This window comes from Acinetobacter sp. 778_lipA (assembly GCF_058242985.1).
Map to the genome: position 1 here is coordinate 2,557,305 of NZ_JBZAYT010000001.1, position 22,517 is coordinate 2,579,821.

Below are 22,517 nucleotides of genomic sequence, written 5' to 3' on the forward strand. Positions count from 1 at the left end.
AAAAACCCCTTGGGAGGGGTTTTGTATTTTGTTGTTTATCGCTACTGAGCATGATTACTTTTTATTAGGATTCTCATGCTTACAAATATGGTAATTAATGATTGTAAAAAGCTAGATATAAATATCCAGATTAATATTTTCAATAATACTGTCACTGTAACTAATTCCGTTTTTGCAAAACCTAAAAGTGAGATAAATCCAGCAAAAGTCAAAAGCGCTATACAGGAGCCCCATAGAAAAGCATATTCTGTCCCAAACTTTTTTAAATAACTCTTTGGACCAGGTAGATTCAATCCATAAACTAATGTAACCACCATTGCAATAATACCAAACATTGCAATAGAGAAACTTAAAATTGCAGTAGATAAATCTTTAAAGTATTCGTAAAAACTAAATGTTATATATTGTTTTATATAACAAAAATATATAATCTCAACGATTACCCCAATTATCGGCATTACCAAAAGAAGAAATGCGATGATCAGCTTGTTCGGCGATCTGTTGCTCATAATCATCTACCTTTGCTTCTAATTCAGAGTTGCTTTCAATTTTCAACTTGATCTCATCAAGAATTTTTGATTCCTCATCACTCTTGATCTCATCATATAGCCCGCCAGCACTGTGAATGTAATAATCTTTTATATTATCTTCTAAATTTTGTCTCGCTCTTAAGACGATACCTTTTACACCTTTATCATCTAAATCCATTATCTTGTGCTTAACAGTATCTGTAAGTGATTTTCTTGGAGCTGGTTTTATTACAATTTCTACGCTTTCAATAATTTCCATATCATTTTGATTGGTAGACCCTAAGAAAAAATCAGTAAACTCTTTACCAATTGAACTCTTTGCATCAATTTGAATCCTTGTTGTTCCAATAAAATTCAGCTTCATAGCATCTTTTTTTGTTATTTGCGTTTTTAGGGGATGAATCAGAAAATAAATATCATTTATGTTCAACATTAACAAAAAGTTGTTAATAAAAGTCTGAAATACCGTTACTTTGGGAGACAAAACTCGTGCTGCAAATCCAAAAACCTCTTTCGTTGGATGGAAATAAACATATGATGCAAATCCAAGACTTTCATCTTGGCTTAATAAGGACTGAATCTCATGGGCTTTAATTTCACTTGAATTTTTTTCAATTTTCTTAATGATTTCTCGGTCTTTTGTTTGTACAAATAGATAAAAATCACCAAGCACAGGGAGTAGGTATAAATTCTCTCCCGAATGTCTATTCTTCTTTGCCAGAGGTAAAGCTTGTGAAGATGTAGAAGCCTTAATAAAAGACTTAATAGATGTTCTAAATTGTGTTCTATCATCATAGCGTTCAAAGCAATATGTAAAATAAGATAATTTCAAAGTATTCCCCTCTTTATTTTTTAATAAGATCATTTGTTACACAATTGATCACAATTACATCAGGAATTCTAACTCATTTACATAATTGACTATATAGCTTTCTACAAATTAAAGTTTGATTCAACCACCTTCCCACACTTCCGACACTCTCTCACCGTAAAGAAATCTGAATATTCCCAAACGTGGCGGCAGAAGATTTGTTTGATTCGGAGCATGCTGTTCTCCTGAAATATGGCACGCCATGTAGGGCTCGAACCTACAACCATTGGTATAGAAAACCCATGCTCTATCCAGTTGAGCTAATGGCGCATAAAACAACCCAACTATCCGGAAATACCAAATAGTTGGGTTGAGTAGTACTTCGCTGTTAAGGGCTGACTGAGTGTGTTAAGGGGTCGCCAATCCACATGGTAAATACCCACGTCTTTAGGAGGTCAAACCAAGGGTAGTGTTTATGCTTACATCAAACTCCGCACCCTTCTCTCACTTTATTGACCAAATAAAGCGCTTATCAACATTTAAGAACTTGATAAGTAGCTCTCGGTTTTGCTTGTGTTCGACCACATACAAGCGAATGTGTGATTAAGGATAATGAATCCTTGTCTAACCCTTTACGCCCCTATGATGTGCTGGGTAATTAGCCCAATGCCAAGGGTTGAGGCAATAAAAAAGACGCCTAAGCGCCTTATTAAAAAACGGACTGCATGCTTTTTTGTGTTTCATGTTCTTTATTGCAAGCCTGATAAGCCCTAATAAGCGCATCAATTGCTAAATCCACTTGCTTATTAAATTCAGGATTTATTTTTTGATCGTAGTAATGGTGGTTTTGAAGATGCTCACCAACCATCTCCATACATACACTTGCTGTATGAAGAGCTTCATGTCTAAAATATTTCGGTTTGACTTTTCTTCTTTTCAAATTGCACCACCCAAAAAAAGCAAAAAGCCCACCTAAAGTGAGCTTAATGAGGATCTTGGCTTGGACTTGCACCAAACTAAAGGTTTCCACTCGGAATTTGTTTCTATGTTTCCACCAAGTAATTGTTTACCTGCTTTAACTGGATAAGCTACAAGATCAAAAAAATACCCACTTATTGGAGTAGGTTGGTATGGAAATCAAAAACTTTAATGCACTGTATTAATTCTATACACTGCGTTAACTATAACACGAATATGCCATATACCCTGCGCAAGGTCAACTGATTTATTTATCTCTATTCTTTAAATCAAAGCGAATGAATGGATATCTGCAATGCATTGCAGCCAAACCGCAACGAACATCTTCACGTGCATCATGTTGAGTGCGAATGATTGTCGGATTGGCAACAAGATCAACTTTAATAACCATCTCAGCCCATGATTTACCATAGAAATACCGATCAATTATCGCATCCAGCCACTCATCTAAAATGTATGATGTACCTTGCATATCCAAGATAAGGCGCTGTACAGCTCTTGCCTCATTGTCCGATATCTCGCAACAATACTTATTCTTTTTGGGATGTAAAGCTTTCGAATCATCATTGATCCAGTCAGCAATAATTTGCTCCTTACTGGTAATCTTCTTTGCTTTGCGCTTAACAACAGCCTCATCCATAGCCACAGCGATTGGATTTATGCTTCTTCCACAAGTACCTGTATTGGAATGTTGCCATGCTCCAAATTGATAAAGCCACTCTTCTAAACTGTATTTGTTCCAGTCTATTGCCTGCATAATCGTTACTTTTGAGTTCATTTAGTCACCACTGGAATTTGTTGGAAATCACAACGAGCTGTACTTACACCACGTTTTAAATGTTCAGCTTTCCGTTTTTCACATATAGCTTGAGTTGCATACTGAAGTTGAAAATTACTAGGACGATAATTCCCCATGTATTCACTTCCAGTGAAAACCGTCAAAACCCAAACTGTCACCCATGTAATCACTATCAGTCACCCCGCTAAAAACTTGGTAATAGCTTCTTGAAACATGGAAGCCAAAACAAAAATGGTTAAGCAAACATATAAAACTGAATCACTATTCATTGCGCACCTCGTAAGGCTTTTTCCAAATCTCGAATAATGTAATCCGTTACAACTCGAACACCTTTGTCGTACAGATCCATTTCTTTAAAGTTGGTCATTGATTCTTTTAGATCAATCAATACCTGCTCAACTGCTTTAACTTTTTTACGTTCAAGTAAATACAGGTCTTCGATTGATTCGCTAACCATCTTGTATTCATCAACCTCAGCCTGTCGGGATTGCCAGCACTGATACCAAATGACCCATTTATTATTAAACTCAACTAGATATTCAGCTTCCACCTTTGAATTTAAAGCTTCATACAAGCCAAATTCGCCAATCTCACTTTTAAAAACAACGTCAGCTTTAAAAACTCCAATCCAAAACCTATTTTTCTCAAACGCCTTTCTGCATTCATCCATTAAGTCGGCATTTAAATTTTGGTCATTATTTGTCATGTTCATAGCCCTGCCATCCCAGATTTAAATTTAGACTTTTGGTCCACATTGGCTAGTTGCTTTTGGAAGTACTCCAAGTTTTCATTCGAAACATTTGAGAAGCGACTGTATTGCAATTCAGAAAATAAGAAAGTTTCACCTGTCTCACCATCACGTACCTTTGAGGCAATAACCTCAAGCATTCCCTTAAACTGAGATTTGTCTTTGTTGTAATACTCATCACGATAAAGAAATAGGATTACATCAGCATCTTGTTCTATTGCACCAGATCCACGTAAATCTGACATAACAGGTCTTTTGTTTGGTCGCTTATCAACATCACGGCTTAATTGACTAAGGGCAAATACAGGGCAATCAAACTCCATAGCGATATTTTTCAACCCCTTAGAAATCACAGTCAAACGCTCATGTTCGGATATGTTTGGGTTTAAGTGAGGTGTTGCTATCAATTGTAGATAATCAATGAAAATAGCCCCTAATGAGCCAAATTTCGCTTTGGTTTTCCTAGCATGTCGTCGTACATCAGCAAGAGTCACAACGCCATCTTTAATCTCAAATGGTGCTTGTTGCATAAGCTTCACCGCGTCTGCAAAACCTGTCCAATCATCAGGATCCATGGTACCGTTTTGCATTCTTTTTAATTCAACACTGCCCATTGCTGCGGTAATACGTCTTGAGATTTTTTTCTTTTTCATCTCAATCGATTCAAATAAGACAGGCTTAACAAGATTGGTTGCAATGTGAGTTGAGATGTTTTGGGCAAATGCTGTTTTGCCCATACTTGGACGCGCTGCAACAATGACTAAATCACCATTTTGAATTTCACCAATTTTATTATCAAGTGCAATGAAACCAGTATTCACACCACGTACTGCATAAGTTCCATCCATCTTCTCAATCTGTATTTTGTTAACCTCGTCATAGAGATCAACCAATGAGTTAATTAATGGTTCTGGATCATCATCACTGGTAGCGGTACCAATATCGCTCAAAACACTATTTGCCTTTGCGATTGCGTCATCTGCCTCACCATTACTCAAATCATTGGCAATCTTCTGAATGCGAATAGCAGCCTCTCTGAGCTGTCTACGAGTTGCCAAGTCTTGCAATGTTTTCAAGTAAGACGAAACATTGTTGCTCAGTGTGACTGGTGCATTCTGGAATAAATCCAAAATGTATTTTTCGTTTACGCCCTGTTTTTCAGTGCCTAATGTTTTCAAGGAAGTCATGATTGTGACTTCGTCAATCGGTTCACCCTTTTCGTGAAGTTTTTTCATAGCACGAAATAAAACAACATGGGTTTGGATGGTGAAAATTGACTCGTTTGTCTGTGAAATTAATTCACAACACTCCCGGTATGTGAACAACGAAACCAAGAAAGCCAATTCGCAAGCTGGATCGGACAACTGGTCCTCAGTCACTCCCGAAATGTTAAATTGGGTATTCACTTACCACCTCCCAGACCTTGGCCATACTTCACAGGTATTGGTTTGATTTCAGGTGGTGGTATTAAATCTTGTTGTTCAGCAGGTTGATCATCAGGTGTTTGGTTATACAGACGTGGATCACGCTTAACCCATTTCACAAAATTTGAATACATCTGATTTGATCTAATTGATCCAGATTCAAGTTTGGTTTGGTAGTAAGCGTTTATCTCGGGCAAGATTTGATTAATCAATTCAGGTGTCATTGGCATCAAACCAGATTGTTTTAACCAGTCATTGAGTTGTTTTACATCAGGTGTCCAAACTTTTAAAACTTGATCAAGAGAATTTTCCTGATTTTCATTTTTTGGATTTTTTTCGTGTGTGAGGTTTTCACTCTCACAATCAGGATTCAGTTTAAAGGATTCAGGAATCAGGTTAAGGGAATCAGGAATCAGGGCGTTTCTTACTGGTATAGAAACAGTTTCATAACTGTTATCATCCTGCTCAATAACATTGTTAAAACTGTTCACATTAGTTTCATAACTGTTATTTATGTTTGGGTGAGTAGCCTGTTCAGTTGAATTTATGGGATTTTCACCATAAAAATCATTAAGTTGATCTTTAGTTAATAGTATCGACTTACCAATGACTAACTTATTTTTTGGGTTACGTTTGTAGACTGTGTACATGCCATTTTGATCAGGAAGGTCACTATCCTTTTCCAGTCCATGCGGTTTTTGATGTTTTGAAAAGTTTATTATCTGGATAACATCAGTTCCATCACAGTTATATAACGCTATAAAACCTAGTTTAGAAATGTTCAATAACTGTTCTGAAACGTTTATTTCATCTGCTGGGAAAAGTGACATTTTGATTTTTTTGGCACGATTCTCTAAACGTCCCTCACGATCTGCTAATGTCCAAAGTCCAATAAACAAAAGTCGAGCCTCGAACGGCAATTCAACTAGATCTTCATTTGAGAAAAATGAAGGTTTGATATTTCGTGATCTAGCCATTACAACTTTCCTTTCGCTTCAATCATTTTTCTGTGTGCTGACTTAAATCGATTAAGCAATCCAAACTCAGCCCTGTTTCTTTCCAGATCCTCAAGGATGTCACCAATGAAAGCGCCCTCACCTGGTTTGCATTTTCTCACCACACCCAGAGCATTCTGTAGTTCAATCTCTATGGTGCGAAATTCCTCAAGTGCATCTGCATAAGCATCATGATCAATCCACCATTGGTCATCATTTGCATTGTCTAAATCTTGTGCTAATATCGGTTTATTCATTTTGGTTTGCTCCAAATGTAAAACCGCCTCTGCTGTAACAGATGGCGGTTTTATTTTTTTGATGAATTAATTTCTTCCAATTCTTTCAATGAAGGGCAAAGATCAGCAGCTTTAAACTTCCCCTCTGTCACTTTTTGAGTGCGAATTGCAACCCTTTCGGACATTTCTGTCAGCCCCTTAACCCATGAGTGAACGGAAGGTTGAGACACCCCTAGGGCTTTTGCCGTCGATGACTGTGACCCAAAGTGAGAAACTATCTCTTCATATTTAGTAATTAAGTAATTTTCCATATTCACAACCAATAGGTAATTAAAATAAATATTATAGGTTAAACTATAAAATAGCAATAGTATAAACTATTTGATAGTTTATAGCTTCACCTATAATATATATCCAAACTCATTGGAAATTCGTTATGCAAGATTTAGCAAGTAGATTGAGAGCGACAAGGCTAGATAGAGGATTAAGTCAGGCTGATGTAGCTAAGGCTGTTGGAATGAGCCAGCCCTCTTATCACTCATTAGAAAAAGGTTTTACTTCAAGGTCTGTCTACTTAACAGAGATAGCAAAAGTGCTACGAGTGGATTCCTACTGGTTGCTCACAGGGAAAACTGCGTCAGATGTTGACGCTGAAGTAACGAATTTGCTTGAAAAGTCTTCGAAGGTAGGAGTAACTTCTAATGATAATAATGAAGAGCGTATATGGATTGACTTAGTGAATATTAGATTTTCATGTGGTGATGGGGAGTCCATTGAATTCCATTTTGATGATGTTATTTCAAAAAGGGACTTCTCTCCTAGTTTCTTTAAAAAACATGGTGTTAAGCCTGAAAATGTAAAACTAGCAATTGCCAAAGGTGACTCACAAGAACCCTATATCTGCAATGAAGATGAATTTGCTATTGATATTTCTGATACGGAAATTAAAGAAGGTGAGTTCTACGCTATTTATTTTGAGGGTGAAGCTATGCTGAAGCAGATTTTTAAAGAAGAAGGTGGTAAGTTGACTTTGCATAGTCTCAATCCCAAATATAAGGATAAAATTGTCTCTGATACTAATGGGGTAGGTTTCCGGGTGTTGGGGCGCCAGTTTTATAGAGCAGGCTAATAAAACGTTCACTTAGAACCGCCGGTTGAGGCGGTTTTTTTACGCCTCTAAAAATAGTTTAAAATAATTCGATAGGCTTACTTGACTAAAATAATAGGCTAGACTATAGTTTTAAATAGAAACACAAAAAGCCCCACACTGTGGAGCTAATTTTAAAACTTAATGCTTTTCTCTGTTACCTACCAAAATTCCAGAGATGCATTGTTATAACTGGTGATTTATTATGAACCAAAAAACCAATATTAGTCAAGTTCGTGATTCAAACTCACTTGCTTTACTCGCAAAGAAATTTGATGAAAGTTACGATGATCAAGAGATTCCTTTAAAAGCTCTTTCGTTTTCAGCAACACTTAAAGAAATTGAAATCTTATTTTCTTCTGATTGTGCTTATCTTTCTGAGGGTGCACGAAAACCAACCCGATTAAGCCTTATTAATATTGCGTCCTTGCTACTTCTCAAAGTTGATCTGTTTGTTGCTGAGTTGAGTGAATCTGAGCTTGGTAATGAAGATATTGAGTCGATAGTGACCATTGTTCATGATCTATCTTTTGCTTTGAATGCTCTGACAGCAACAACAATGGTAGACCGCCTTGCAGCAGCTTTAGCACGTGGAATTTATCTTATTAGTGAAGATCTTATTAAGCTTGTAGAAAGTATTCCAGACTTCCTTAAAGCAATTGTTAAGGAGAATGGAAATGTCTAAATCTCTTTCAAAAACCGTCACAATTGACGATTTGCAATTTGCAAATGTTGTTGCTCGTCAAGACCTTGTTTGGGTCGTTAATATTCTTGAGGATATTAAACACAAGGTTAAGAACATTAAAGACGAATGTGTGAAAAAAGGTGCACATCCTTACACGTTCAATAACCTTGAAACGTTCCTTGATCTCAATCATTTTACGATGCAAAACCGCTGTGATTATTACGATCAGGAATTGGAAGAAATTGGATTGAAAATTGATGCTTTGAGCAAAGGAGCATTGAAATGAGATTAGATATTTACGATGTTATCAAAGATGAAATTGAGCGTTGCAAAAATATAAATCACACACTTGAGGATCTTTACACTCAAATCAGGTCAACTCAAGAGCTTGTTGATAATGATGGTCTTTATTTTACAAGTTCTTTTAGATCGTTTGCGGTCGTAGAGCAATTAGCTAACTGCAACTTGGATAATCTAAGGAATTTATTAAAAAAATTAGAGTTGGAAGGTGACTCCAATGACTGACCTTTCTAACTTACCAATCAAAACTAAGCAACTGGCTTTTGTTTTGTGGCTTCACAAGATTGGCTATAAAGGCGTTATTCGCCCATGTGGAACTTTTGAGTTTCAATGCCACGTTGTAAATAAACGCTTCCCACGGAACGTGAAAATCGTTCCGAACTGGGGATTCAATAAACCTGCTAAGCAGTTGTATGCAGAATTTTTAGAACACTTGAGGGCTCCAGAATGAAAAGATTAATTTTGCCGTGGGCATTATTGCAATCAGCTTCAATTTGTTCGGCTAAAAATGACCCACGTAAATACTTAAATGGTGTCACATTGATTGATGGCCATATTGTAGCTACAGATGCAGAACGTGTTTTTTACTGCAAATATGATGAATTACCAAAACTTAAAAAGCCTTTAACTATCCCACTCAAGGCAATTAAAAACCTTGAGAAAAAACTAGATAAAACACGCTCAAGTTGTTTTGTTGAAGTTGTGCATCATTCCGATGGTTTGGCTTTGAATGTAATTGATATTGATCCAGAGGTATTTACCCCTGTTGAATCTATATTCCCTACTGAATGGCACCACATGATCCCTCAAGATGATGGAATGCAATACAAAGGCGCATCACCTCATTTTCAATGGCGCCATATGGTTGATTTTCAGAAGATCAACAAGCTATTGGGTGCAACCAATCCTGACGACACATATTTAAAGCCAACAGGTGTAGATACCCCTGCTCATGTTTATTTTTATGGCAATGATTATCCATTTGCTAAAGGTTTGATTATGCCGATTGTTGAAAGGAGTGTTGCGTGATGGATATTCAAAAAGAACGTGAAGCATTTGAATCAGCGCTTATCTCTAAGAGAATTTTTGATAAAGCTGATATTGAAAATTATGTAGTTTTTTATGCTGATCAGAATAAATACAAGCCATCAACAACCTGCACTGAAGGTGAAGTATTTGCAACCGAATGGATAAATGTTGGCTGGCGAATGTGGTGTGAAGCTAAAAAGCAAGCCATTCCCAATGGATTTGTTTTAATGCCTAAAAAGCCAACAGATGAAATGATCAAATACGCTCATGAACATCATGAAGGTGAATATTACCTACCTCATAGCTTATACGAGGCATTTGTAATAGCAGCACAGGAGCAAAGTAATGGAATTTAAAAAAACTATTGAGCTTCAGTACGACAATCTTAAAGCTACTGCACTGTGCAAAGCTAAAACAGATGTGCGTTTTTACCTTACTGGTGTTTATGTGGGTGATGGTTTTATAGCTGCCACTAATGGACACATGGCTTTGCTTTGCAATGAACCTGATTCAGTTGGTATGGATGTAATCATACCAGGTGATGCAATCGATTCGCTAATTCGCAAAGTTGGAAATAAAAGCAAAATCAAAACCACCCTTTTGCATCAGATTGATGATGAATTTTGGTGCTTAAACCACGGCGGAAATTTTGAGATGTTTAGGCTTATTGAGGGGAAATATCCTGATATTAAACGTGTTGATATTCCTAAACCTGTTGAAATCCAATTTAAACATTACCCTAAGTTTAATCTTGATTACTTAAGCATTTTCCAGAAAGTAGCAAAAGTTTATAAACAGGCTTTCCCTTCTTTCTACCCAACAACTGAAAATCATAGTGCATATGTAGAAATCACGAGTGATGTTCACGGCATTTTGATGCCTTGCAGAATTTAATAGGAAAAGAAAAATGAACGAATTTATTAAACCGAAAGTTACTCGTAAAAACGTAAATAGCATTGAGACCTCAGTTGATGATGTTGTTGAATATTTTTTTGAACTAATTGAGCAGGAGCAAGAACCAACTATTCTTGAGACTTTTGCAATGGGTTGTCTGGCTTCAATGAATCCAACATTTAATGAAGTGTTTAAGAATGCAAAAATATCGAAGACTGAAAGAAAAACCTTTCCGCCTGAATTTACTGCTGCAATGGAAAAATACAAATCCATGCTAGATGAAAATGGTGAAGAAAATTCAGATGAAGCGCGACTGCAGTTTCAAAAAGCAATGCTGCTTGCACCTGATTGGTTTAAGGATGAAGCACATCAAATGGCACGTGAGATGGGCTTATTGCCTGAACCCACTGAATGTCTAGCGGATGGCACACCAGTTTTCACAGCTGAACAGATTGCTGCAAATTTGGGTGTTCCAGTTGAAGAAATATTAAAACATATGGATGAACTTAAAAAGTTGCAAGAGGAAGAAGGATTAAGCGGATCTAATGCTTATCTAGTTGATTCCTCAGAAGTGCATAAAATTCAATAAGGGGAATTGCATGAACGCATTAGTTAAACCAGCAATCCAGATCGCAGACAAACAAACCGCAATTATTGAATACAACTCTGTGCCAGTAATGCTCACTGAACAATTAGCGGATTTTTATGGAACTGACTCAGTTCGTATTCGCCAAAACCATGATCGTAATAATGAACGTTTTGTCGAAGGTAAGCACTTCTTCAAAATTACAGGACAGGAATTAAAAGATTTTGCGAGTAGCTTAAAGATACTCGCAAATTATCCTGAAATATCTAGTAAAACTCGATCCCTAATTCTTTGGACAGAAAAAGGCGCTTCACGTCATGCAAAAATACTAGATACCGATCAAGCTTGGAATGTATTTGAGCAATTGGAAGATTGTTACTTTGCCACCAAATCACAGGCTGGCTTTGAATTAGCAATCCCTCAAAACCTGCCTAGCGCATTACGTGCCTATGCGGATCAAGTTGAGCAGAATCTAATTATTGCCAAAGAACGTGATCATGCTATTGCAACCAAAGCTGAAATTGGTGAACGGCGTGAAGCTACCGCAATGGCCACAGCATCCAAGTTCAAACGTGAATGTGAAAGCCTAAAGCAGAAACTAGGTGAATCCACAACCTTTGCAGCAGTAGCAACAATCAACTCAAAACTAAAAACCAGCTTTGGAAACAAAGAAGGTCGCCAGCTTTCTAAATATAGCCGAGAGCATGGTTTGGAAATTAAAAAAGCCACTGTGCAAGATCAGCGTTTTTCAGAGGTGAATTCATATCACCGAGATGCTTGGCTCGCACTTTTCAATATCAACTTAAATTCAGTCTTTGGAGTATAAACATGAAACAGCCATCTAAACTTATGTGTCAACTTGCCTCATTAACTCGTGGGCTGGATAAAGAAGGTTCTGAGGCTAAGCCAAAACCACGCCACAAACTTGCTTTAAAACTCCGCAAGGTGGTGAAAAGCGCAGAAAAATTAGAAGAACAGGAGTTCGAGTGGTTCTGTCGTATCAATGGTGCAAGAGATATAGCATTAGATCTCATGGATGGACTAGGGCTTAAAAGTGGTGCTGAGATTGAAAAGCAATTAATTCATATTCTTGAAGCATTGGATGGTGTGGAATGAGTGAAACTAAAATGATAGTCATGCAAGAATCCGAACTTGAATCCCTGCTTGACAGAGTCTGCCGAAAGGCAGTGCTTGAAGCTTTTGCGGAAAAAGATGACGAGCTTCTAAATATTGATCAGCTTTGTAAAAAGATACCTGGATTGACCAGACATCTATTTAAGAAGCTTTCCGAAGAATCAAAATTGAAATGCGTTAGAGGGAAATACTCCCTCAAAGCGGTTAAAGACGCGATGCAATCTCGGTAGCAGTTGGATTGTAGTAAACCATAGCCCTTTTAGGGTTTGACCAACCAAACATCTTACATAGATCCAACAGCGGCAACTTTAGAGCAATTCGGGTTGCCGCAGTATGTCTTGCATCATGAAAAGTAAAACCCTCTAACCCTGCTTTTGATCGAGCATTATGAAACGCCAGACTAGCCTCATTCGGTGAATATTTAAAAACTTTCCCTGTTTTATTTTCACTAATATTTTCAAGAATTGTTAAAGCGATAGCACTCAATGGAACTTCTCTTTGTCTGCCATTTTTTGTTGCTGTTAATCTTAAATACTTTTGGTCCAAGAAAATACGATTCCATTCAAGACCGCAAATTTCCGAAAGACGCATACCAGTTTCAAGTGCAAGAATGAATAATGCCTTTAATTCATTATTTAAATGCGGTAGTAAGGTTTCTATTTCTTCTAGAGCAATAACACGCTCTCTATGCTCTGATTCTTTTGGTAGTAACACTTCCTTCAGTGGGTTATCACTCAACCATAATTTAGTTTCTATACACCATGCAAAGAAGCCTTGAAGCATGATTAGATCACGGCGGACAGTTGCTCCCTTAACAGTTCTTAAGCGCAACTCCCTCCATTTAACAAGCATTTCTTTATCGACATTTATTAAGGCTTTTGAGCAGTCCATATTTTTAAGGATGTAATTTATCCTAGTGATTTCTTGGGATGCACCTTTTTTATTTATAGATACATTTTCTCGATATTCAATCAATGCATCTTTAAAAACGATGTGTTCAAAATTTTGCACCTTTTCATTTTTTAAAGTGACTTCAAGTTCTTTTGCCCAAGCTTTTGCATCTCTCGCAGTATCAAAAGTTTTAGATTTAGGTGGATGGGGTTTTATTCTAACTGTTGCTGTTACCCTTCCATTTCTCTTCTGAAAAGTCGCCATCTCGTTGCACTCTTGTGACACTAGAATTAATAATTCATTGTAATTCAATTTCAATAGAATGAAAAACAATTTATAAACCACTGTTTTTAATAAATTTAATAAATCACACTTTAACACATACAAATAAAAAACGCCCCTGTTGGGGCGTTTTATATTTAAACAATGTAAGAATTAAGCTGTCAATTCTTTTACAGCGCCAACAACTGCTTCAGTGGTAATACCAAAGAATTGGAACAAATCTTTGGCTGGTGCAGACTCACCGTAAGTTGACATACCAATGACTTTGCCGTCTAAACCTACAAATTTCCACCAGTAATCTACATGTCCAGCTTCAACTGCAACACGTGCACGGATATTTGATGGTAATACCGCTTCACGATATGCAACATCTTGCTTAACAAATTCTTCCGCACATGGCATAGACACCACACGCACACCCTCAAGTTGTGCATATGCTTCCATCGCCAATGAAACTTCTGAACCGGTCGCAATGATGATCGCTTTTAATTCACCTTTTTCTTCAGCCAATACATAACCACCTTTCACAACATTCTCAATCTGAGCTTGAGTACGTGTTTGGAATGGTAAGTTTTGACGAGAGAAAATTAACGCTGTAGGGCCTTCGTTACGTGTTAAAGCAGATTTCCAAGAAATAGACGCTTCAACTGTGTCGCATGGACGCCACGTATTTAAATTTGGTGTACCACGTAAAGATGCAATTTGCTCAACAGGTTGATGTGTTGGACCGTCTTCACCTAGACCAATCGAATCATGGGTATAAACATGGATCACACGTTGTTTCATCAATGCAGACATACGAACTGCATTACGAGCATATTCCATAAACATAAGGAATGTAGCTACATAAGGAATGAAACCACCATGCAATGCTACACCATTGGCAATTGCAGTCATACCAAACTCACGCACACCATAATGTACATAGTTACCCGCAGGATCAGACTCAACCCCTTTCGCGCCTTTCCAAAGTGTAAGGTTTGAACCAGCCAAGTCAGCAGAACCACCTAAGATTTCAGGTAGGAAAGGGGCAAATGCTTGAATCGCATTTTGGCTTGCTTTACGTGTTGCAATGGTTTCACCTTTTGCATTCACTTCAGCAATATAAGCATCCGCTTGTGCCAAAAATTCTGCTGGCAAGTCACCATTGACACGGCGTTTTAACTCAGCCGCTTCTGTTGGGTATTTTGCAGCATAGGTTGCAAAAACGTCATTCCAAGCAGCTTCTGAGGCTGAACCCTTTGCTTTTGCATCCCAAGCTGTATAAACATCGGCAGGAATAACAAACGGCTCTTCTTTCCAGCCCAATGCTTCACGAGTTAATGTAATTTCATCATTACCTAGTGGCGCACCGTGGCAATCTTCTTTACCTTGTTTGTTTGGCGAACCTAAACCAATAATCGTTTTACAGATAATCAACGTTGGTTTCGAGCTTTCTGCACGCGCAGCAACTGTTGCAGCTCGAATTGCATCTGCATCATGACCGTCTACACGAAGTACTTGCCAACCATAAGCTTTAAAGCGTTCTTCTGTATCATCAGAGAACCAGCCTTCTACTTCACCATCAATAGAAATACCGTTGTCATCATAATAAACAACGAGTTTTCCAAGACCTAATGTTCCAGCAAGTGAACATGCTTCATGGGAAATACCTTCCATTAAGCAACCATCACCCAAGAAACAGTAAGTGAAGTGATCTACAACTTGAATATCTTCTTTATTAAATTGTGCTGCTAAAGTTTTCTCAGCAAGTGCAAAACCTACAGCATTGGCAACACCTTGACCAAGTGGACCTGTTGTCGTTTCAATCCCTGGTGCATAACCTAATTCTGGGTGACCAGGAGTTTTAGAATGTAACTGGCGGAATTGTTTAATATCTTCAATAGAAAGATCATAACCCGTTAAATGAAGCAAAGCATATTGCAACATTGAACCATGACCATTTGACAATACAAAACGGTCGCGGTTTGCCCATTGTGGGTTGCTTGGATTATGGTTTAAAAATTCACGCCATACGACATCAGCGATATCTGCCATCCCCATTGGAGCACCTGGATGTCCAGAATTAGCTTTTTGCACAGCATCCATAGCCAATACACGAATTGCGTTAGCTATACGACGTTCATTCAGCGGGGTTGTCATAAATCAGAGTCCAATAAATTAAAATATAGGAAGATGAATAGAAAATTCAAAAACTGGGATGTATTGTCTTAAAAAAAGCGATCAGGGTAAAGACTTAAGTCTATATTTATCCGCTTAGGTTGCAAATTAATTAAAAAATATACTGAATAGTCTTAAATCAACGTTAAAAACGGTCTTTTTTCTTATTCACATCGAACATCTCAACATCAAGCAAATCAAATTTGATTATGTTTAAGCGATGCAGTTACATTCGGACATTCTTTCACCATCCAATTCAGTCTAAATTTTGAAAATTTCATGCTGATCATTATTCAATAGAACAAGATCTCGCTAAAGCGTTTCACGCGATAAAAAATCATGATAACTTGAATTCAAACTGCCACACTTTTGGTGATTTGCCCAGAAACAATACCCAATCGCAATCTTTTATCAATTTTACTCATGAGCATATCAATTAAAAACACATGAAAATGAATTTAATTCATGCATTTTAGTCAGGTAATGCTAGTCCTCAGGCTGAAGTCGATGTAACATATTGCGTCTTTATAAATTACTGTGATAGGACTTTCATGCGCGAGTATGCTGTTTTTACTTCGGAATCTGTGAGCGAAGGCCATCCAGATAAAATGGCTGACCAAATCAGTGACGCTATCTTGGATGCAATCTTAAAAGAAGACCCATACGCTAGGGTTGCATGCGAAACATTAGTAAAAACTGGTGCAGTCGTTCTTGCAGGTGAAATTACAACGACTGCAAATGTCGATTTTGAAACTATTGTCCGCAATACCGTAAATGGAATTGGCTATCACCATACCGATTTAGGTTTTGATGGTTCAACTTGTGCTGTGATTAACATGGTGGGTAAACAATCACCTGAAATTGCACAAGGTGTAGACCGTCAGAAACCAGAAGACCAAGGTGCAGGTGACCAAGGTTTAATGTTTGGTTATGCAAGCCGTGAAACTGATGTGTTAATGCCAGCACCGATTTCATATGCACATCGCTTAATGGAAAAACAAGCTGAATTACGTCGTAATGGCGCACTACCGTGGTTACGCCCAGATGCAAAGAGCCAAGTAACATTTGCCTACGAAAATGGCAAACCTGTTCGCTTAGATGCAGTTGTTCTTTCAACTCAGCATGATCCTGAAATTTCGCAAGCCAATCTTAAAGAAGCTGTGATTGAAGAAATCGTGAAAAAAATTATCCCTGCTGAAATGTTCCATGCAGGTACTAAATTTCACATCAACCCAACAGGGTTATTTGTGATTGGTGGTCCAGTGGGAGACTGTGGTTTAACCGGTCGTAAAATCATTGTAGATACTTACGGTGGTATGGCGCGTCATGGTGGCGGTGCTTTCTCGGGTAAAGACCCATCAAAAGTTGACCGTTCTGCAGCGTATGCAGGCCGTTATGTTGCAAAAAATATTGTTGCAGCAGGTTTGGCGGATAAATGTGAAATTCAAGTGTCTTATGCAATTGGTGTTGCTGAGCCGACTTCCATTTCGATCAACACATTTAATACCGGTAAAGTATCTGATGAATTGATTATCCAATTGGTTCGTGAGCATTTTGACTTACGTCCATACGGTATCACCCGTATGCTTGACTTGATTCAACCAATGTATAAGCAAACCGCTGCTTATGGCCATTTTGGTCGAGAAGGTTCAGATACTGCATTTACTTGGGAAAAGACAGATAAAGTTGAAGCGCTTAAAGCTTCTGCAAATTTGTAATTCTAGCCTAAGATCTAAATCTAAAAAAGCTCGCAAATGCGAGCTTTTTTATTGAATTAATGTTATCGGGATGAATACCTCAAAATTTTTCCTCCTCTACACCACTGAATTTCTATATGTTAAATATCCTATCGATATTTATAACTTAAAACAGCTCTAATGGTTTGTTTATTTTAATCATTAGCATGATCTAATTTTATTGTTTTTTAAAAAATCAAACCTTTATACAATTAAACCTACCATCTACACGTACATGAATTATTGACCATCTGATTTAGAATCTGGCTGTAACACACTCAATAAAGAAACTTGTGCTGGGGTTTCTGTATTGTGATTTTGCAAATAAATATGTCCCACTTTAAACGTTACTGCTGCAATCAAACAAGCAACCAGACAAAACGTCCATAATCCATATGGGCTTTTAATATGTTGAGAGCCACATTTTGGACAAACTTTTTGTGTTGAACTGACCGCTTCATCACAACAAGCACAATGATATTGTAGAATCATATTCAGATCTCCTTTTAGGCACTATTATTGTTTTTAATTATTACACTACAATTATATCCATATATGTAATGCAAAAAATCTGTTTCTTTTTTTAGTGTACATGATTCGCATCTTTTGACAAGACAAATTTGTTTCAATATATTCTTATATAAATTCAACAACTTAAATTTACATAATAAAAATAAATGATTATAAATCAATACTATCTAATTGTGGATCATTCATTCAATATTCTGTATCACACTGATTCAGGCTATAATCTACGAAGTGAAAGAAATTGTTTTGGAGATTATTTTGGTACAGCTGATTAAAAAAGGCGGATTAAGAGAACGTGCAAATCGCAGTCGTAAATACACGCAATCTGAGAATAATATGAAAACCTTAGATCCGCATCGGTATACCACTCAAGATCCGAACCACAGTCGCAATGATCAACCGTCACAAGAACAGCTTTTAAAATCTCAACCACATCCTGACCATTAAAACATTTTCAAAACATCGACCCACAGGAAAATAGCAAATAATAAGAAAAAGCTTCCTGAAACAATATCGATATAACTTCCAGATTTTTGATAAATGCGCTTAATTTTAGGAATTGACATGATCATCATCAATAGGCTGAAAACTAAAAATGTTTGAATGGGAATAATCACTGCCAATTGCGGTTTTAAATCTGCACCTGCTGTTGAACTCAATGCCAATGAAAAAACACTACTGAAATAAATCACAATCTTAGGATTAGCTAAATTGGTATAAAGCCCTAATAGAAAATAGTTTTTAGGGGGCTGCTCGATCACGCCATCTAAATTGGTATTTTGTTTAAGTGTTGCAATGCCGCCTCTCAACATTGCATAGCCCATTTTGGCAAGGAACAGGCCTCCGATCAGCATCAAGACCTGTTGAATCCACGGCCATTGTTCCAATAAAACCGTAAAACCAAGCAAAGTTAAAGCAACCCATACCACCACACCGGCAGAGATGCCTAGAATGATTTTTAAAGTATTGGCACGTGTTGTCGATGCTGAGCTTTTAGCGACAAGTAATACATCTGGACCAGGACTCAACTGTGCAACAAAGTGTAGTGCACAAATAGTCAATAACATCGACATAATAAAATCTTAGAAATTGTGACTCAGTGATTATATCGTTTGATCAAAAATATGTTTAAGAAATTATGCTTGCTTTAGGGTTTGTTGACATTTCATAAATGGCTTGCGTTGTAGGTTAAAATTGAGCATGAGACGTATACGTCGTAAAGCATGAAGAGAATAGCGAGACTATTTTCGAGTTTCATAACGAAGGCTGAGATAATTTTAGCCATAACCCTGAGCAAGAACAAAGCACGGCTTTGTTTGCAGCGCAAGGCGCAGCGGGGACTAGCGTGTTTTTTGCCTCTACGTCGTTACCTTGCGAAACGATGTTTCTTATCATTTAGAATGACTAAATTTCGTATTGCGTGCCTAGTATCGCCTAAAAAAACTCATAGTCGCAAACGTAGACGAATTGTCCACAGACCCTATGATTTCAGGCATAAAAAAGCCGAATCATTGATTCGGCGTTCTATTCAACATCGTAGACTGTATTTTACTTTTTATTTATATCTTTCAATTCAATTTGTTTATGCTGCGGTTCAACTTCATGCGCTTCACCATCAATAATGGTTGAATCACGATGTTGCCCAGATTGCTGGTTTTGCATATCCTGCATTTGACGCATCAAATCTGCAAATGGGTTTTGACCTTGAGCACCACCCATGTCCCCCATTCCACCCATCATATTGTTCATCATGGCTTGTTGCTTTTTCGCCATATATTTCATACCTGCATTTTTAATTGCATTCTGTACAGGTGGAAGAATAACCAGTAGCGCCAAGACATCGGTGATTAAACCTGGAATCATCAACAAAATACCCGCAAATGCTGTCGCCATTTTTTTGGCAATTGCAGGATCATTCCCCATCATTCCTGTCATTTGCATTTGTTGTAATTGCGGCATAATTGTTGCGGTACTTGAGCGCAATAAGTTTAAACCAATTACAAAAGCAATGATAAACCAGAAAAATACGTACCAACCGCTAATGAACTGGGCTACACCAATCCATACAGCAATTTCAAGAATCGTACCAATTAAAATAATAGGAAAAAGTTTCATCGAAACAAGGCATCTCAAAGATAAATTAAAAGTGAGCTTGAAAATTCACATATAAAAACAATGAATTTCGTTGCTTCTATCATTTATATGGGCAGTTAAAAAATTTTAAAGGGTAATTTTGTGTTCTAACAGCGATTTTGTATATTTGTGCAATTTATTGACTAAGGTTTTACAAATAATGAGCACCCTCGCACTGTGCTTATAGGAAATAATACTGATGTGTACTTTGATTATACAACTTAGTGAAAATTTTACTTACAATTCATTTTTAGAATCATATAATTGAAGCAAGACTTACGATAAGCAGTATTATGCCTTTAATTATTGGAATTGACCCCGGTTCACGCTTAACAGGTTATGGCATCATTGAAAAAGATGGTCAAAAACTTACTTTTGTTGATGCTGGTACAATTCGCACTGAAACAACTGAAATGCCTGAGCGACTCAAACGAATTTTTGCTGGAGTTGAACGCATTGTTCAGTTTCATGGCCCTACAGAAGCTGCTGTAGAGCAAGTATTTATGGCACAAAACCCTGATTCTGCTTTAAAACTTGGGCAAGCGCGTGGTGCTGCAATTGCCGCATTGGTCAATTTAGACTTACAAGTTGCAGAATATACAGCTCGTCAAATTAAACAATCTGTTGTGGGCTATGGTGCTGCAGACAAAGAACAAGTTCAGTTGATGGTGATGAAGTTACTCAACTTATCAATCCAACCCCAACAAGATGCTGCCGATGCACTCGCTGCAGCAATTTGCCATGCCCATGCTTCTGGCAGTATGAGCAAACTAGCTGTACTGAATGCTTTAGGCGGTATGGCTCGTGGGCGGAGTCGCAATAGTAGTCGTCGACGTTAATTTATATACTCCACCAAAACGCCTCGCTCTACCCATGTCTAAGCCCAAGCTATATCAGTCATAAAGGTGAATTCAAAGCGTTTTTATTTATTGAGATGGTACAGCCCATCTCAAGTTAAATAAGGCAAAGTATCTTTTCGAATCTCACGAATACTGGGCTGCTTCGTATAGGTTGCAATTAACATTTTTCCAGAAGTTCTTAAATTTTTCTTCTGTTCAGAATCAACACGAATCAACACCAACTCTTCAGGGATACGTGGATTACTCCCTTCTCGACATATTATGAAATTTTGATTCCGTTCAAGAATGGTATAACTTGGAAATTCTTTTTGCAACTTTGCTTTAAATGACAAAGACTTATCTTCTTTTTTTCCACTATCGAGTTGGGTATAAATAATCAATACCAAACACGCAGCAAATACAATTCCAACAACTAAATATTTATCAATCATGTAATTTCACTCGAATATACTTCTGCTGTTTTTCATTATACTGATAAACATGGGTTTCATTTATAGGCACAATTTTAGCGATATCACCAACATAGATTTGTTGCGTACCAGAATAGTGAATTTCAATATCGTACAAACCCTCATGCTCAGTGCTTAAAAAACGATAATCAGCTTGTGTATTGTAGATTTTATCACTTCCTGTCACTTCATTGTCATTCCCAATTTCTGCAACTTCCAATTTGACCATTGCAGGGTTTTCATCAAATGGGATGATATAGAGCGTGCTCGTTGAATAGCCTTGTCGACTATAGGCTTGTTCTTCAACATAGCCTTTTATTCTCGGACCAATTTTTCGAATATTTTTAACTATATTTTCAGTCGGATAAGGCAAATAATTAAAATCTGCATTCATCCAACTATTTTCATCCTGACTCTGGCTCACTAACTCAAATTGACCTAAAGCATTTTTCTTAAATAGGTAGATTTTAGTAAATGTTGCGCATACACCACAAAAGTTTAGTAGTTCATTATTTTTATCTATCGAAACTTCTGTCGTACTTATAAGATAGCGCAACTCATTTTGAGCATTTTGATAAGCACTCGCAGGGCTAAATACAATTACAGCATCATCACGATCAAAGACATGGGTATATTCGGGATTTTTAATCCCGACATACTGTATGTTACTCTGATCTAATTGAGGGATTTTGACATATTGGATCTGTTTTTGATAAAAAGACTTCATCACAGTTTTAAAGTCCAAATTTTTTAAAGCAATCTTATTCTTATTTGTCACAGCATCTACTTGTTGTGCGACAAGCTCAGTATGAATACCGCAAATCAAAATACAGCTTAATAAAATTTTGTTGATCATCATATGTAATATTGATTGATATCAGTATGTGGTTGCTATTCTAAATAATCTCTTTAACGAATCATCTTAAAATCAGTATAGTCTAAACCATGATTAAGGTTTTGTTGTTCAATACTGCTCACTTCAGCACGTAACGGACCAACATAGCAATGACGAATCAAACTTAAAATCGCTTGTTCATCTCCGATCACAACAGCTTCAACCTCTCCTGTAGTTAGGTTTTTCACATAACCTTTTAAATTCAATTGTAAAGCTTCTTTTTCAAACCACCGACGGTAACCTACAGCTTGAACTTTACCACGAATTAACAATTTAACCGCTTTCAT

Annotated in this window: 32 protein-coding genes and 1 tRNA gene; 15 read left to right on the top strand and 18 right to left on the bottom strand. The window is 37.2% G+C overall.

Annotated features, from left to right (window positions below; translation table 11 throughout):
• Nucleotides 1–432: 432 nt before the first annotated feature.
• The 10 genes from AC4CUY_RS12200 to AC4CUY_RS12245 form a co-directional block, all read right to left on the bottom strand.
• A complete protein-coding gene (locus AC4CUY_RS12200) occupies nt 433–1,395 on the bottom strand; it encodes a hypothetical protein (RefSeq protein ID WP_490774175.1) in 963 nt (320 codons plus the stop codon).
• Between the two features lie 199 nt (nt 1,396–1,594).
• Nucleotides 1,595–1,671 (bottom strand) — tRNA-Arg (locus tag AC4CUY_RS12205).
• Between the two features lie 379 nt (nt 1,672–2,050).
• Nucleotides 2,051–2,356, bottom strand: a complete 306-nt coding sequence (locus AC4CUY_RS12210) for a hypothetical protein (RefSeq protein ID WP_490774176.1) — start codon at nt 2,354–2,356, stop codon at nt 2,051–2,053.
• A 210-nt stretch (nt 2,357–2,566) separates the two neighbouring features.
• Nucleotides 2,567–3,097: a hypothetical protein gene (locus tag AC4CUY_RS12215; protein ID WP_490774177.1), complete on the bottom strand. Its 531-nt coding sequence runs from the start codon at nt 3,095–3,097 to the stop codon at nt 2,567–2,569.
• On the bottom strand, nt 3,094–3,288 hold the full coding sequence (locus AC4CUY_RS12220; RefSeq protein ID WP_419259018.1) for a hypothetical protein: 195 nt from the start codon (nt 3,286–3,288) through the stop codon (nt 3,094–3,096). The genes AC4CUY_RS12215 and AC4CUY_RS12220 overlap by 4 nt, the downstream gene beginning before the upstream one ends.
• Nucleotides 3,289–3,383: 95 nt before the next feature.
• Complete coding sequence (locus tag AC4CUY_RS12225; RefSeq protein WP_490774178.1) at nt 3,384–3,824, bottom strand: hypothetical protein; 441 nt, start codon at nt 3,822–3,824, stop codon at nt 3,384–3,386.
• Nucleotides 3,825–3,826: 2 nt separating this feature from the next.
• Entirely contained in the window at nt 3,827–5,272 is a 1,446-nt protein-coding gene (locus tag AC4CUY_RS12230) for a replicative DNA helicase (protein WP_490774179.1), read from the bottom strand.
• Entirely contained in the window at nt 5,269–6,267 is a 999-nt protein-coding gene (locus AC4CUY_RS12235; RefSeq protein WP_490774180.1) for a hypothetical protein, read from the bottom strand. Before AC4CUY_RS12235 ends, AC4CUY_RS12230 begins: the two co-directional genes overlap by 4 nt.
• Nucleotides 6,267–6,542 carry a hypothetical protein gene (locus AC4CUY_RS12240; protein WP_490774181.1) on the bottom strand — a complete coding sequence of 92 codons (276 nt, stop codon included), beginning with the start codon at nt 6,540–6,542 and terminating at the stop codon, nt 6,267–6,269. The genes AC4CUY_RS12235 and AC4CUY_RS12240 overlap by 1 nt, the downstream gene beginning before the upstream one ends.
• A gap of 50 nt (nt 6,543–6,592) precedes the next feature.
• Nucleotides 6,593–6,832 carry a transcriptional regulator gene (locus tag AC4CUY_RS12245; RefSeq protein WP_490774182.1) on the bottom strand — a complete coding sequence of 80 codons (240 nt, stop codon included), beginning with the start codon at nt 6,830–6,832 and terminating at the stop codon, nt 6,593–6,595.
• 125 nt (nt 6,833–6,957) lie between these two features.
• On the opposite strand from AC4CUY_RS12245, the gene AC4CUY_RS12250 reads away from it, so the two are divergent.
• The 12 genes from AC4CUY_RS12250 (at nt 6,958) to AC4CUY_RS12305 (ending at nt 12,526) form a co-directional block, all read left to right on the top strand.
• Nucleotides 6,958–7,650, top strand: a complete 693-nt coding sequence (locus tag AC4CUY_RS12250) for an XRE family transcriptional regulator (protein ID WP_490774183.1) — start codon at nt 6,958–6,960, stop codon at nt 7,648–7,650.
• A 223-nt stretch (nt 7,651–7,873) separates the two neighbouring features.
• On the top strand, nt 7,874–8,353 hold the full coding sequence (locus AC4CUY_RS12255) for a hypothetical protein (RefSeq protein ID WP_490774184.1): 480 nt from the start codon (nt 7,874–7,876) through the stop codon (nt 8,351–8,353).
• Nucleotides 8,346–8,639: a hypothetical protein gene (locus tag AC4CUY_RS12260; protein WP_490774185.1), complete on the top strand. Its 294-nt coding sequence runs from the start codon at nt 8,346–8,348 to the stop codon at nt 8,637–8,639. The genes AC4CUY_RS12255 and AC4CUY_RS12260 overlap by 8 nt, the downstream gene beginning before the upstream one ends.
• Nucleotides 8,636–8,878: a hypothetical protein gene (locus AC4CUY_RS12265; protein WP_490774186.1), complete on the top strand. Its 243-nt coding sequence runs from the start codon at nt 8,636–8,638 to the stop codon at nt 8,876–8,878. Before AC4CUY_RS12260 ends, AC4CUY_RS12265 begins: the two co-directional genes overlap by 4 nt.
• Nucleotides 8,871–9,104 carry a hypothetical protein gene (locus tag AC4CUY_RS12270; RefSeq protein ID WP_419318441.1) on the top strand — a complete coding sequence of 78 codons (234 nt, stop codon included), beginning with the start codon at nt 8,871–8,873 and terminating at the stop codon, nt 9,102–9,104. The genes AC4CUY_RS12265 and AC4CUY_RS12270 overlap by 8 nt, the downstream gene beginning before the upstream one ends.
• The gene (locus AC4CUY_RS12275) at nt 9,101–9,682 is read left to right on the top strand and encodes a hypothetical protein (RefSeq protein WP_490774187.1); all 582 of its coding nucleotides are present in this window, start codon (nt 9,101–9,103) and stop codon (nt 9,680–9,682) included. The genes AC4CUY_RS12270 and AC4CUY_RS12275 overlap by 4 nt, the downstream gene beginning before the upstream one ends.
• The gene (locus AC4CUY_RS12280) at nt 9,682–10,038 is read left to right on the top strand and encodes a hypothetical protein (RefSeq protein WP_490774188.1); all 357 of its coding nucleotides are present in this window, start codon (nt 9,682–9,684) and stop codon (nt 10,036–10,038) included. Before AC4CUY_RS12275 ends, AC4CUY_RS12280 begins: the two co-directional genes overlap by 1 nt.
• Nucleotides 10,028–10,576: a hypothetical protein gene (locus tag AC4CUY_RS12285; protein ID WP_490774189.1), complete on the top strand. Its 549-nt coding sequence runs from the start codon at nt 10,028–10,030 to the stop codon at nt 10,574–10,576. Before AC4CUY_RS12280 ends, AC4CUY_RS12285 begins: the two co-directional genes overlap by 11 nt.
• A 13-nt stretch (nt 10,577–10,589) precedes the next feature.
• Nucleotides 10,590–11,165, top strand: a complete 576-nt coding sequence (locus tag AC4CUY_RS12290) for a hypothetical protein (RefSeq protein WP_490774190.1) — start codon at nt 10,590–10,592, stop codon at nt 11,163–11,165.
• 10 nt (nt 11,166–11,175) lie between these two features.
• The gene (locus AC4CUY_RS12295) at nt 11,176–11,988 is read left to right on the top strand and encodes an ORF6N domain-containing protein (protein WP_490774191.1); all 813 of its coding nucleotides are present in this window, start codon (nt 11,176–11,178) and stop codon (nt 11,986–11,988) included.
• 2 nt (nt 11,989–11,990) lie between these two features.
• Nucleotides 11,991–12,278 (top strand): hypothetical protein, encoded by a 288-nt coding sequence (locus tag AC4CUY_RS12300; RefSeq protein WP_419259040.1) that lies wholly within the window; start codon nt 11,991–11,993, stop codon nt 12,276–12,278.
• Nucleotides 12,275–12,526, top strand: coding sequence for a hypothetical protein (locus AC4CUY_RS12305; RefSeq protein WP_314341034.1), 252 nt, complete (start codon nt 12,275–12,277; stop codon nt 12,524–12,526). Before AC4CUY_RS12300 ends, AC4CUY_RS12305 begins: the two co-directional genes overlap by 4 nt.
• Here the strand turns inward: AC4CUY_RS12305 and AC4CUY_RS12310 are convergent.
• On the bottom strand, nt 12,501–13,451 hold the full coding sequence (locus AC4CUY_RS12310; RefSeq protein ID WP_490774192.1) for a tyrosine-type recombinase/integrase: 951 nt from the start codon (nt 13,449–13,451) through the stop codon (nt 12,501–12,503). The genes AC4CUY_RS12305 and AC4CUY_RS12310 overlap by 26 nt on opposite strands.
• Nucleotides 13,452–13,622: 171 nt before the next feature.
• Nucleotides 13,623–15,611, bottom strand: coding sequence for a transketolase (tkt, locus tag AC4CUY_RS12315; protein ID WP_490774193.1), 1,989 nt, complete (start codon nt 15,609–15,611; stop codon nt 13,623–13,625).
• 569 nt (nt 15,612–16,180) lie between these two features.
• On the opposite strand from tkt, the gene metK reads away from it, so the two are divergent.
• Nucleotides 16,181–17,347 (top strand): methionine adenosyltransferase, encoded by a 1,167-nt coding sequence (metK, locus tag AC4CUY_RS12320; RefSeq protein ID WP_004719464.1) that lies wholly within the window; start codon nt 16,181–16,183, stop codon nt 17,345–17,347.
• Between the two features lie 258 nt (nt 17,348–17,605).
• On the opposite strand, the gene AC4CUY_RS12325 is transcribed toward metK, so the two are convergent.
• Nucleotides 17,606–17,857 carry a hypothetical protein gene (locus AC4CUY_RS12325; protein ID WP_336954235.1) on the bottom strand — a complete coding sequence of 84 codons (252 nt, stop codon included), beginning with the start codon at nt 17,855–17,857 and terminating at the stop codon, nt 17,606–17,608.
• Nucleotides 17,858–18,151: 294 nt separating this feature from the next.
• Between AC4CUY_RS12325 and AC4CUY_RS12330 the strand changes: the two genes are divergently transcribed.
• Nucleotides 18,152–18,340, top strand: a complete 189-nt coding sequence (locus AC4CUY_RS12330) for a hypothetical protein (RefSeq protein ID WP_336954290.1) — start codon at nt 18,152–18,154, stop codon at nt 18,338–18,340.
• On the opposite strand, the gene AC4CUY_RS12335 is transcribed toward AC4CUY_RS12330, so the two are convergent.
• Together AC4CUY_RS12335 and AC4CUY_RS12340 are read right to left on the bottom strand one after the other, a co-directional pair.
• Complete coding sequence (locus tag AC4CUY_RS12335) at nt 18,337–18,966, bottom strand: LysE family transporter (RefSeq protein WP_166782296.1); 630 nt, start codon at nt 18,964–18,966, stop codon at nt 18,337–18,339. The genes AC4CUY_RS12330 and AC4CUY_RS12335 overlap by 4 nt on opposite strands.
• Nucleotides 18,967–19,441: 475 nt before the next feature.
• Nucleotides 19,442–20,008 carry an FxsA family protein gene (locus AC4CUY_RS12340; protein WP_336954236.1) on the bottom strand — a complete coding sequence of 189 codons (567 nt, stop codon included), beginning with the start codon at nt 20,006–20,008 and terminating at the stop codon, nt 19,442–19,444.
• A gap of 311 nt (nt 20,009–20,319) precedes the next feature.
• Between AC4CUY_RS12340 and ruvC the strand changes: the two genes are divergently transcribed.
• A complete protein-coding gene (gene ruvC / locus AC4CUY_RS12345) occupies nt 20,320–20,865 on the top strand; it encodes a crossover junction endodeoxyribonuclease RuvC (RefSeq protein WP_336954237.1) in 546 nt (181 codons plus the stop codon).
• 110 nt (nt 20,866–20,975) lie between these two features.
• Here the strand turns inward: ruvC and AC4CUY_RS12350 are convergent, their stop codons facing one another.
• The 3 genes from AC4CUY_RS12350 to AC4CUY_RS12360 are packed head-to-tail and all read right to left on the bottom strand — an operon-like array spanning nt 20,976 to nt 22,517.
• Nucleotides 20,976–21,317, bottom strand: coding sequence for a hypothetical protein (locus tag AC4CUY_RS12350; protein WP_336954238.1), 342 nt, complete (start codon nt 21,315–21,317; stop codon nt 20,976–20,978).
• The gene (locus AC4CUY_RS12355) at nt 21,310–22,194 is read right to left on the bottom strand and encodes a hypothetical protein (RefSeq protein ID WP_490774194.1); all 885 of its coding nucleotides are present in this window, start codon (nt 22,192–22,194) and stop codon (nt 21,310–21,312) included. Before AC4CUY_RS12355 ends, AC4CUY_RS12350 begins: the two co-directional genes overlap by 8 nt.
• A gap of 50 nt (nt 22,195–22,244) precedes the next feature.
• Nucleotides 22,245–22,517 (bottom strand): acylphosphatase, encoded by a 273-nt coding sequence (locus AC4CUY_RS12360; protein WP_336954241.1) that lies wholly within the window; start codon nt 22,515–22,517, stop codon nt 22,245–22,247.

Excerpts from the sequence above, each read along its gene's own strand:
- AC4CUY_RS12200 (WP_490774175.1), bottom strand. The coding sequence starts at position 1,395 with ATGATCTTATTAAAAAATAAAGAGGGGAATACTTTGAAATTATCTTAT.
- AC4CUY_RS12215 (WP_490774177.1), bottom strand. The coding sequence starts at position 3,097 with ATGAACTCAAAAGTAACGATTATGCAGGCAATAGACTGGAACAAATAC.
- AC4CUY_RS12225 (WP_490774178.1), bottom strand. The coding sequence starts at position 3,824 with ATGACAAATAATGACCAAAATTTAAATGCCGACTTAATGGATGAATGC.
- AC4CUY_RS12235 (WP_490774180.1), bottom strand. The coding sequence starts at position 6,267 with ATGGCTAGATCACGAAATATCAAACCTTCATTTTTCTCAAATGAAGAT.
- AC4CUY_RS12240 (WP_490774181.1), bottom strand. The coding sequence starts at position 6,542 with ATGAATAAACCGATATTAGCACAAGATTTAGACAATGCAAATGATGAC.
- AC4CUY_RS12245 (WP_490774182.1), bottom strand. The coding sequence starts at position 6,832 with ATGGAAAATTACTTAATTACTAAATATGAAGAGATAGTTTCTCACTTT.
- AC4CUY_RS12250 (WP_490774183.1), top strand. The coding sequence starts at position 6,958 with ATGCAAGATTTAGCAAGTAGATTGAGAGCGACAAGGCTAGATAGAGGA.
- AC4CUY_RS12255 (WP_490774184.1), top strand. The coding sequence starts at position 7,874 with ATGAACCAAAAAACCAATATTAGTCAAGTTCGTGATTCAAACTCACTT.
- AC4CUY_RS12260 (WP_490774185.1), top strand. The coding sequence starts at position 8,346 with ATGTCTAAATCTCTTTCAAAAACCGTCACAATTGACGATTTGCAATTT.
- AC4CUY_RS12265 (WP_490774186.1), top strand. The coding sequence starts at position 8,636 with ATGAGATTAGATATTTACGATGTTATCAAAGATGAAATTGAGCGTTGC.
- AC4CUY_RS12270 (WP_419318441.1), top strand. The coding sequence starts at position 8,871 with ATGACTGACCTTTCTAACTTACCAATCAAAACTAAGCAACTGGCTTTT.
- AC4CUY_RS12275 (WP_490774187.1), top strand. The coding sequence starts at position 9,101 with ATGAAAAGATTAATTTTGCCGTGGGCATTATTGCAATCAGCTTCAATT.
- AC4CUY_RS12280 (WP_490774188.1), top strand. The coding sequence starts at position 9,682 with ATGGATATTCAAAAAGAACGTGAAGCATTTGAATCAGCGCTTATCTCT.
- AC4CUY_RS12285 (WP_490774189.1), top strand. The coding sequence starts at position 10,028 with ATGGAATTTAAAAAAACTATTGAGCTTCAGTACGACAATCTTAAAGCT.
- AC4CUY_RS12290 (WP_490774190.1), top strand. The coding sequence starts at position 10,590 with ATGAACGAATTTATTAAACCGAAAGTTACTCGTAAAAACGTAAATAGC.
- AC4CUY_RS12295 (WP_490774191.1), top strand. The coding sequence starts at position 11,176 with ATGAACGCATTAGTTAAACCAGCAATCCAGATCGCAGACAAACAAACC.
- AC4CUY_RS12300 (WP_419259040.1), top strand. The coding sequence starts at position 11,991 with ATGAAACAGCCATCTAAACTTATGTGTCAACTTGCCTCATTAACTCGT.
- AC4CUY_RS12305 (WP_314341034.1), top strand. The coding sequence starts at position 12,275 with ATGAGTGAAACTAAAATGATAGTCATGCAAGAATCCGAACTTGAATCC.
- AC4CUY_RS12310 (WP_490774192.1), bottom strand. The coding sequence starts at position 13,451 with ATGGCGACTTTTCAGAAGAGAAATGGAAGGGTAACAGCAACAGTTAGA.
- tkt (WP_490774193.1), bottom strand. The coding sequence starts at position 15,611 with ATGACAACCCCGCTGAATGAACGTCGTATAGCTAACGCAATTCGTGTA.
- metK (WP_004719464.1), top strand. The coding sequence starts at position 16,181 with ATGCGCGAGTATGCTGTTTTTACTTCGGAATCTGTGAGCGAAGGCCAT.
- AC4CUY_RS12325 (WP_336954235.1), bottom strand. The coding sequence starts at position 17,857 with ATGATTCTACAATATCATTGTGCTTGTTGTGATGAAGCGGTCAGTTCA.
- AC4CUY_RS12335 (WP_166782296.1), bottom strand. The coding sequence starts at position 18,966 with ATGTCGATGTTATTGACTATTTGTGCACTACACTTTGTTGCACAGTTG.
- AC4CUY_RS12340 (WP_336954236.1), bottom strand. The coding sequence starts at position 20,008 with ATGAAACTTTTTCCTATTATTTTAATTGGTACGATTCTTGAAATTGCT.
- ruvC (WP_336954237.1), top strand. The coding sequence starts at position 20,320 with ATGCCTTTAATTATTGGAATTGACCCCGGTTCACGCTTAACAGGTTAT.
- AC4CUY_RS12350 (WP_336954238.1), bottom strand. The coding sequence starts at position 21,317 with ATGATTGATAAATATTTAGTTGTTGGAATTGTATTTGCTGCGTGTTTG.
- AC4CUY_RS12355 (WP_490774194.1), bottom strand. The coding sequence starts at position 22,194 with ATGATGATCAACAAAATTTTATTAAGCTGTATTTTGATTTGCGGTATT.
- AC4CUY_RS12360 (WP_336954241.1), bottom strand. The coding sequence starts at position 22,517 with ATGAAAGCGGTTAAATTGTTAATTCGTGGTAAAGTTCAAGCTGTAGGT.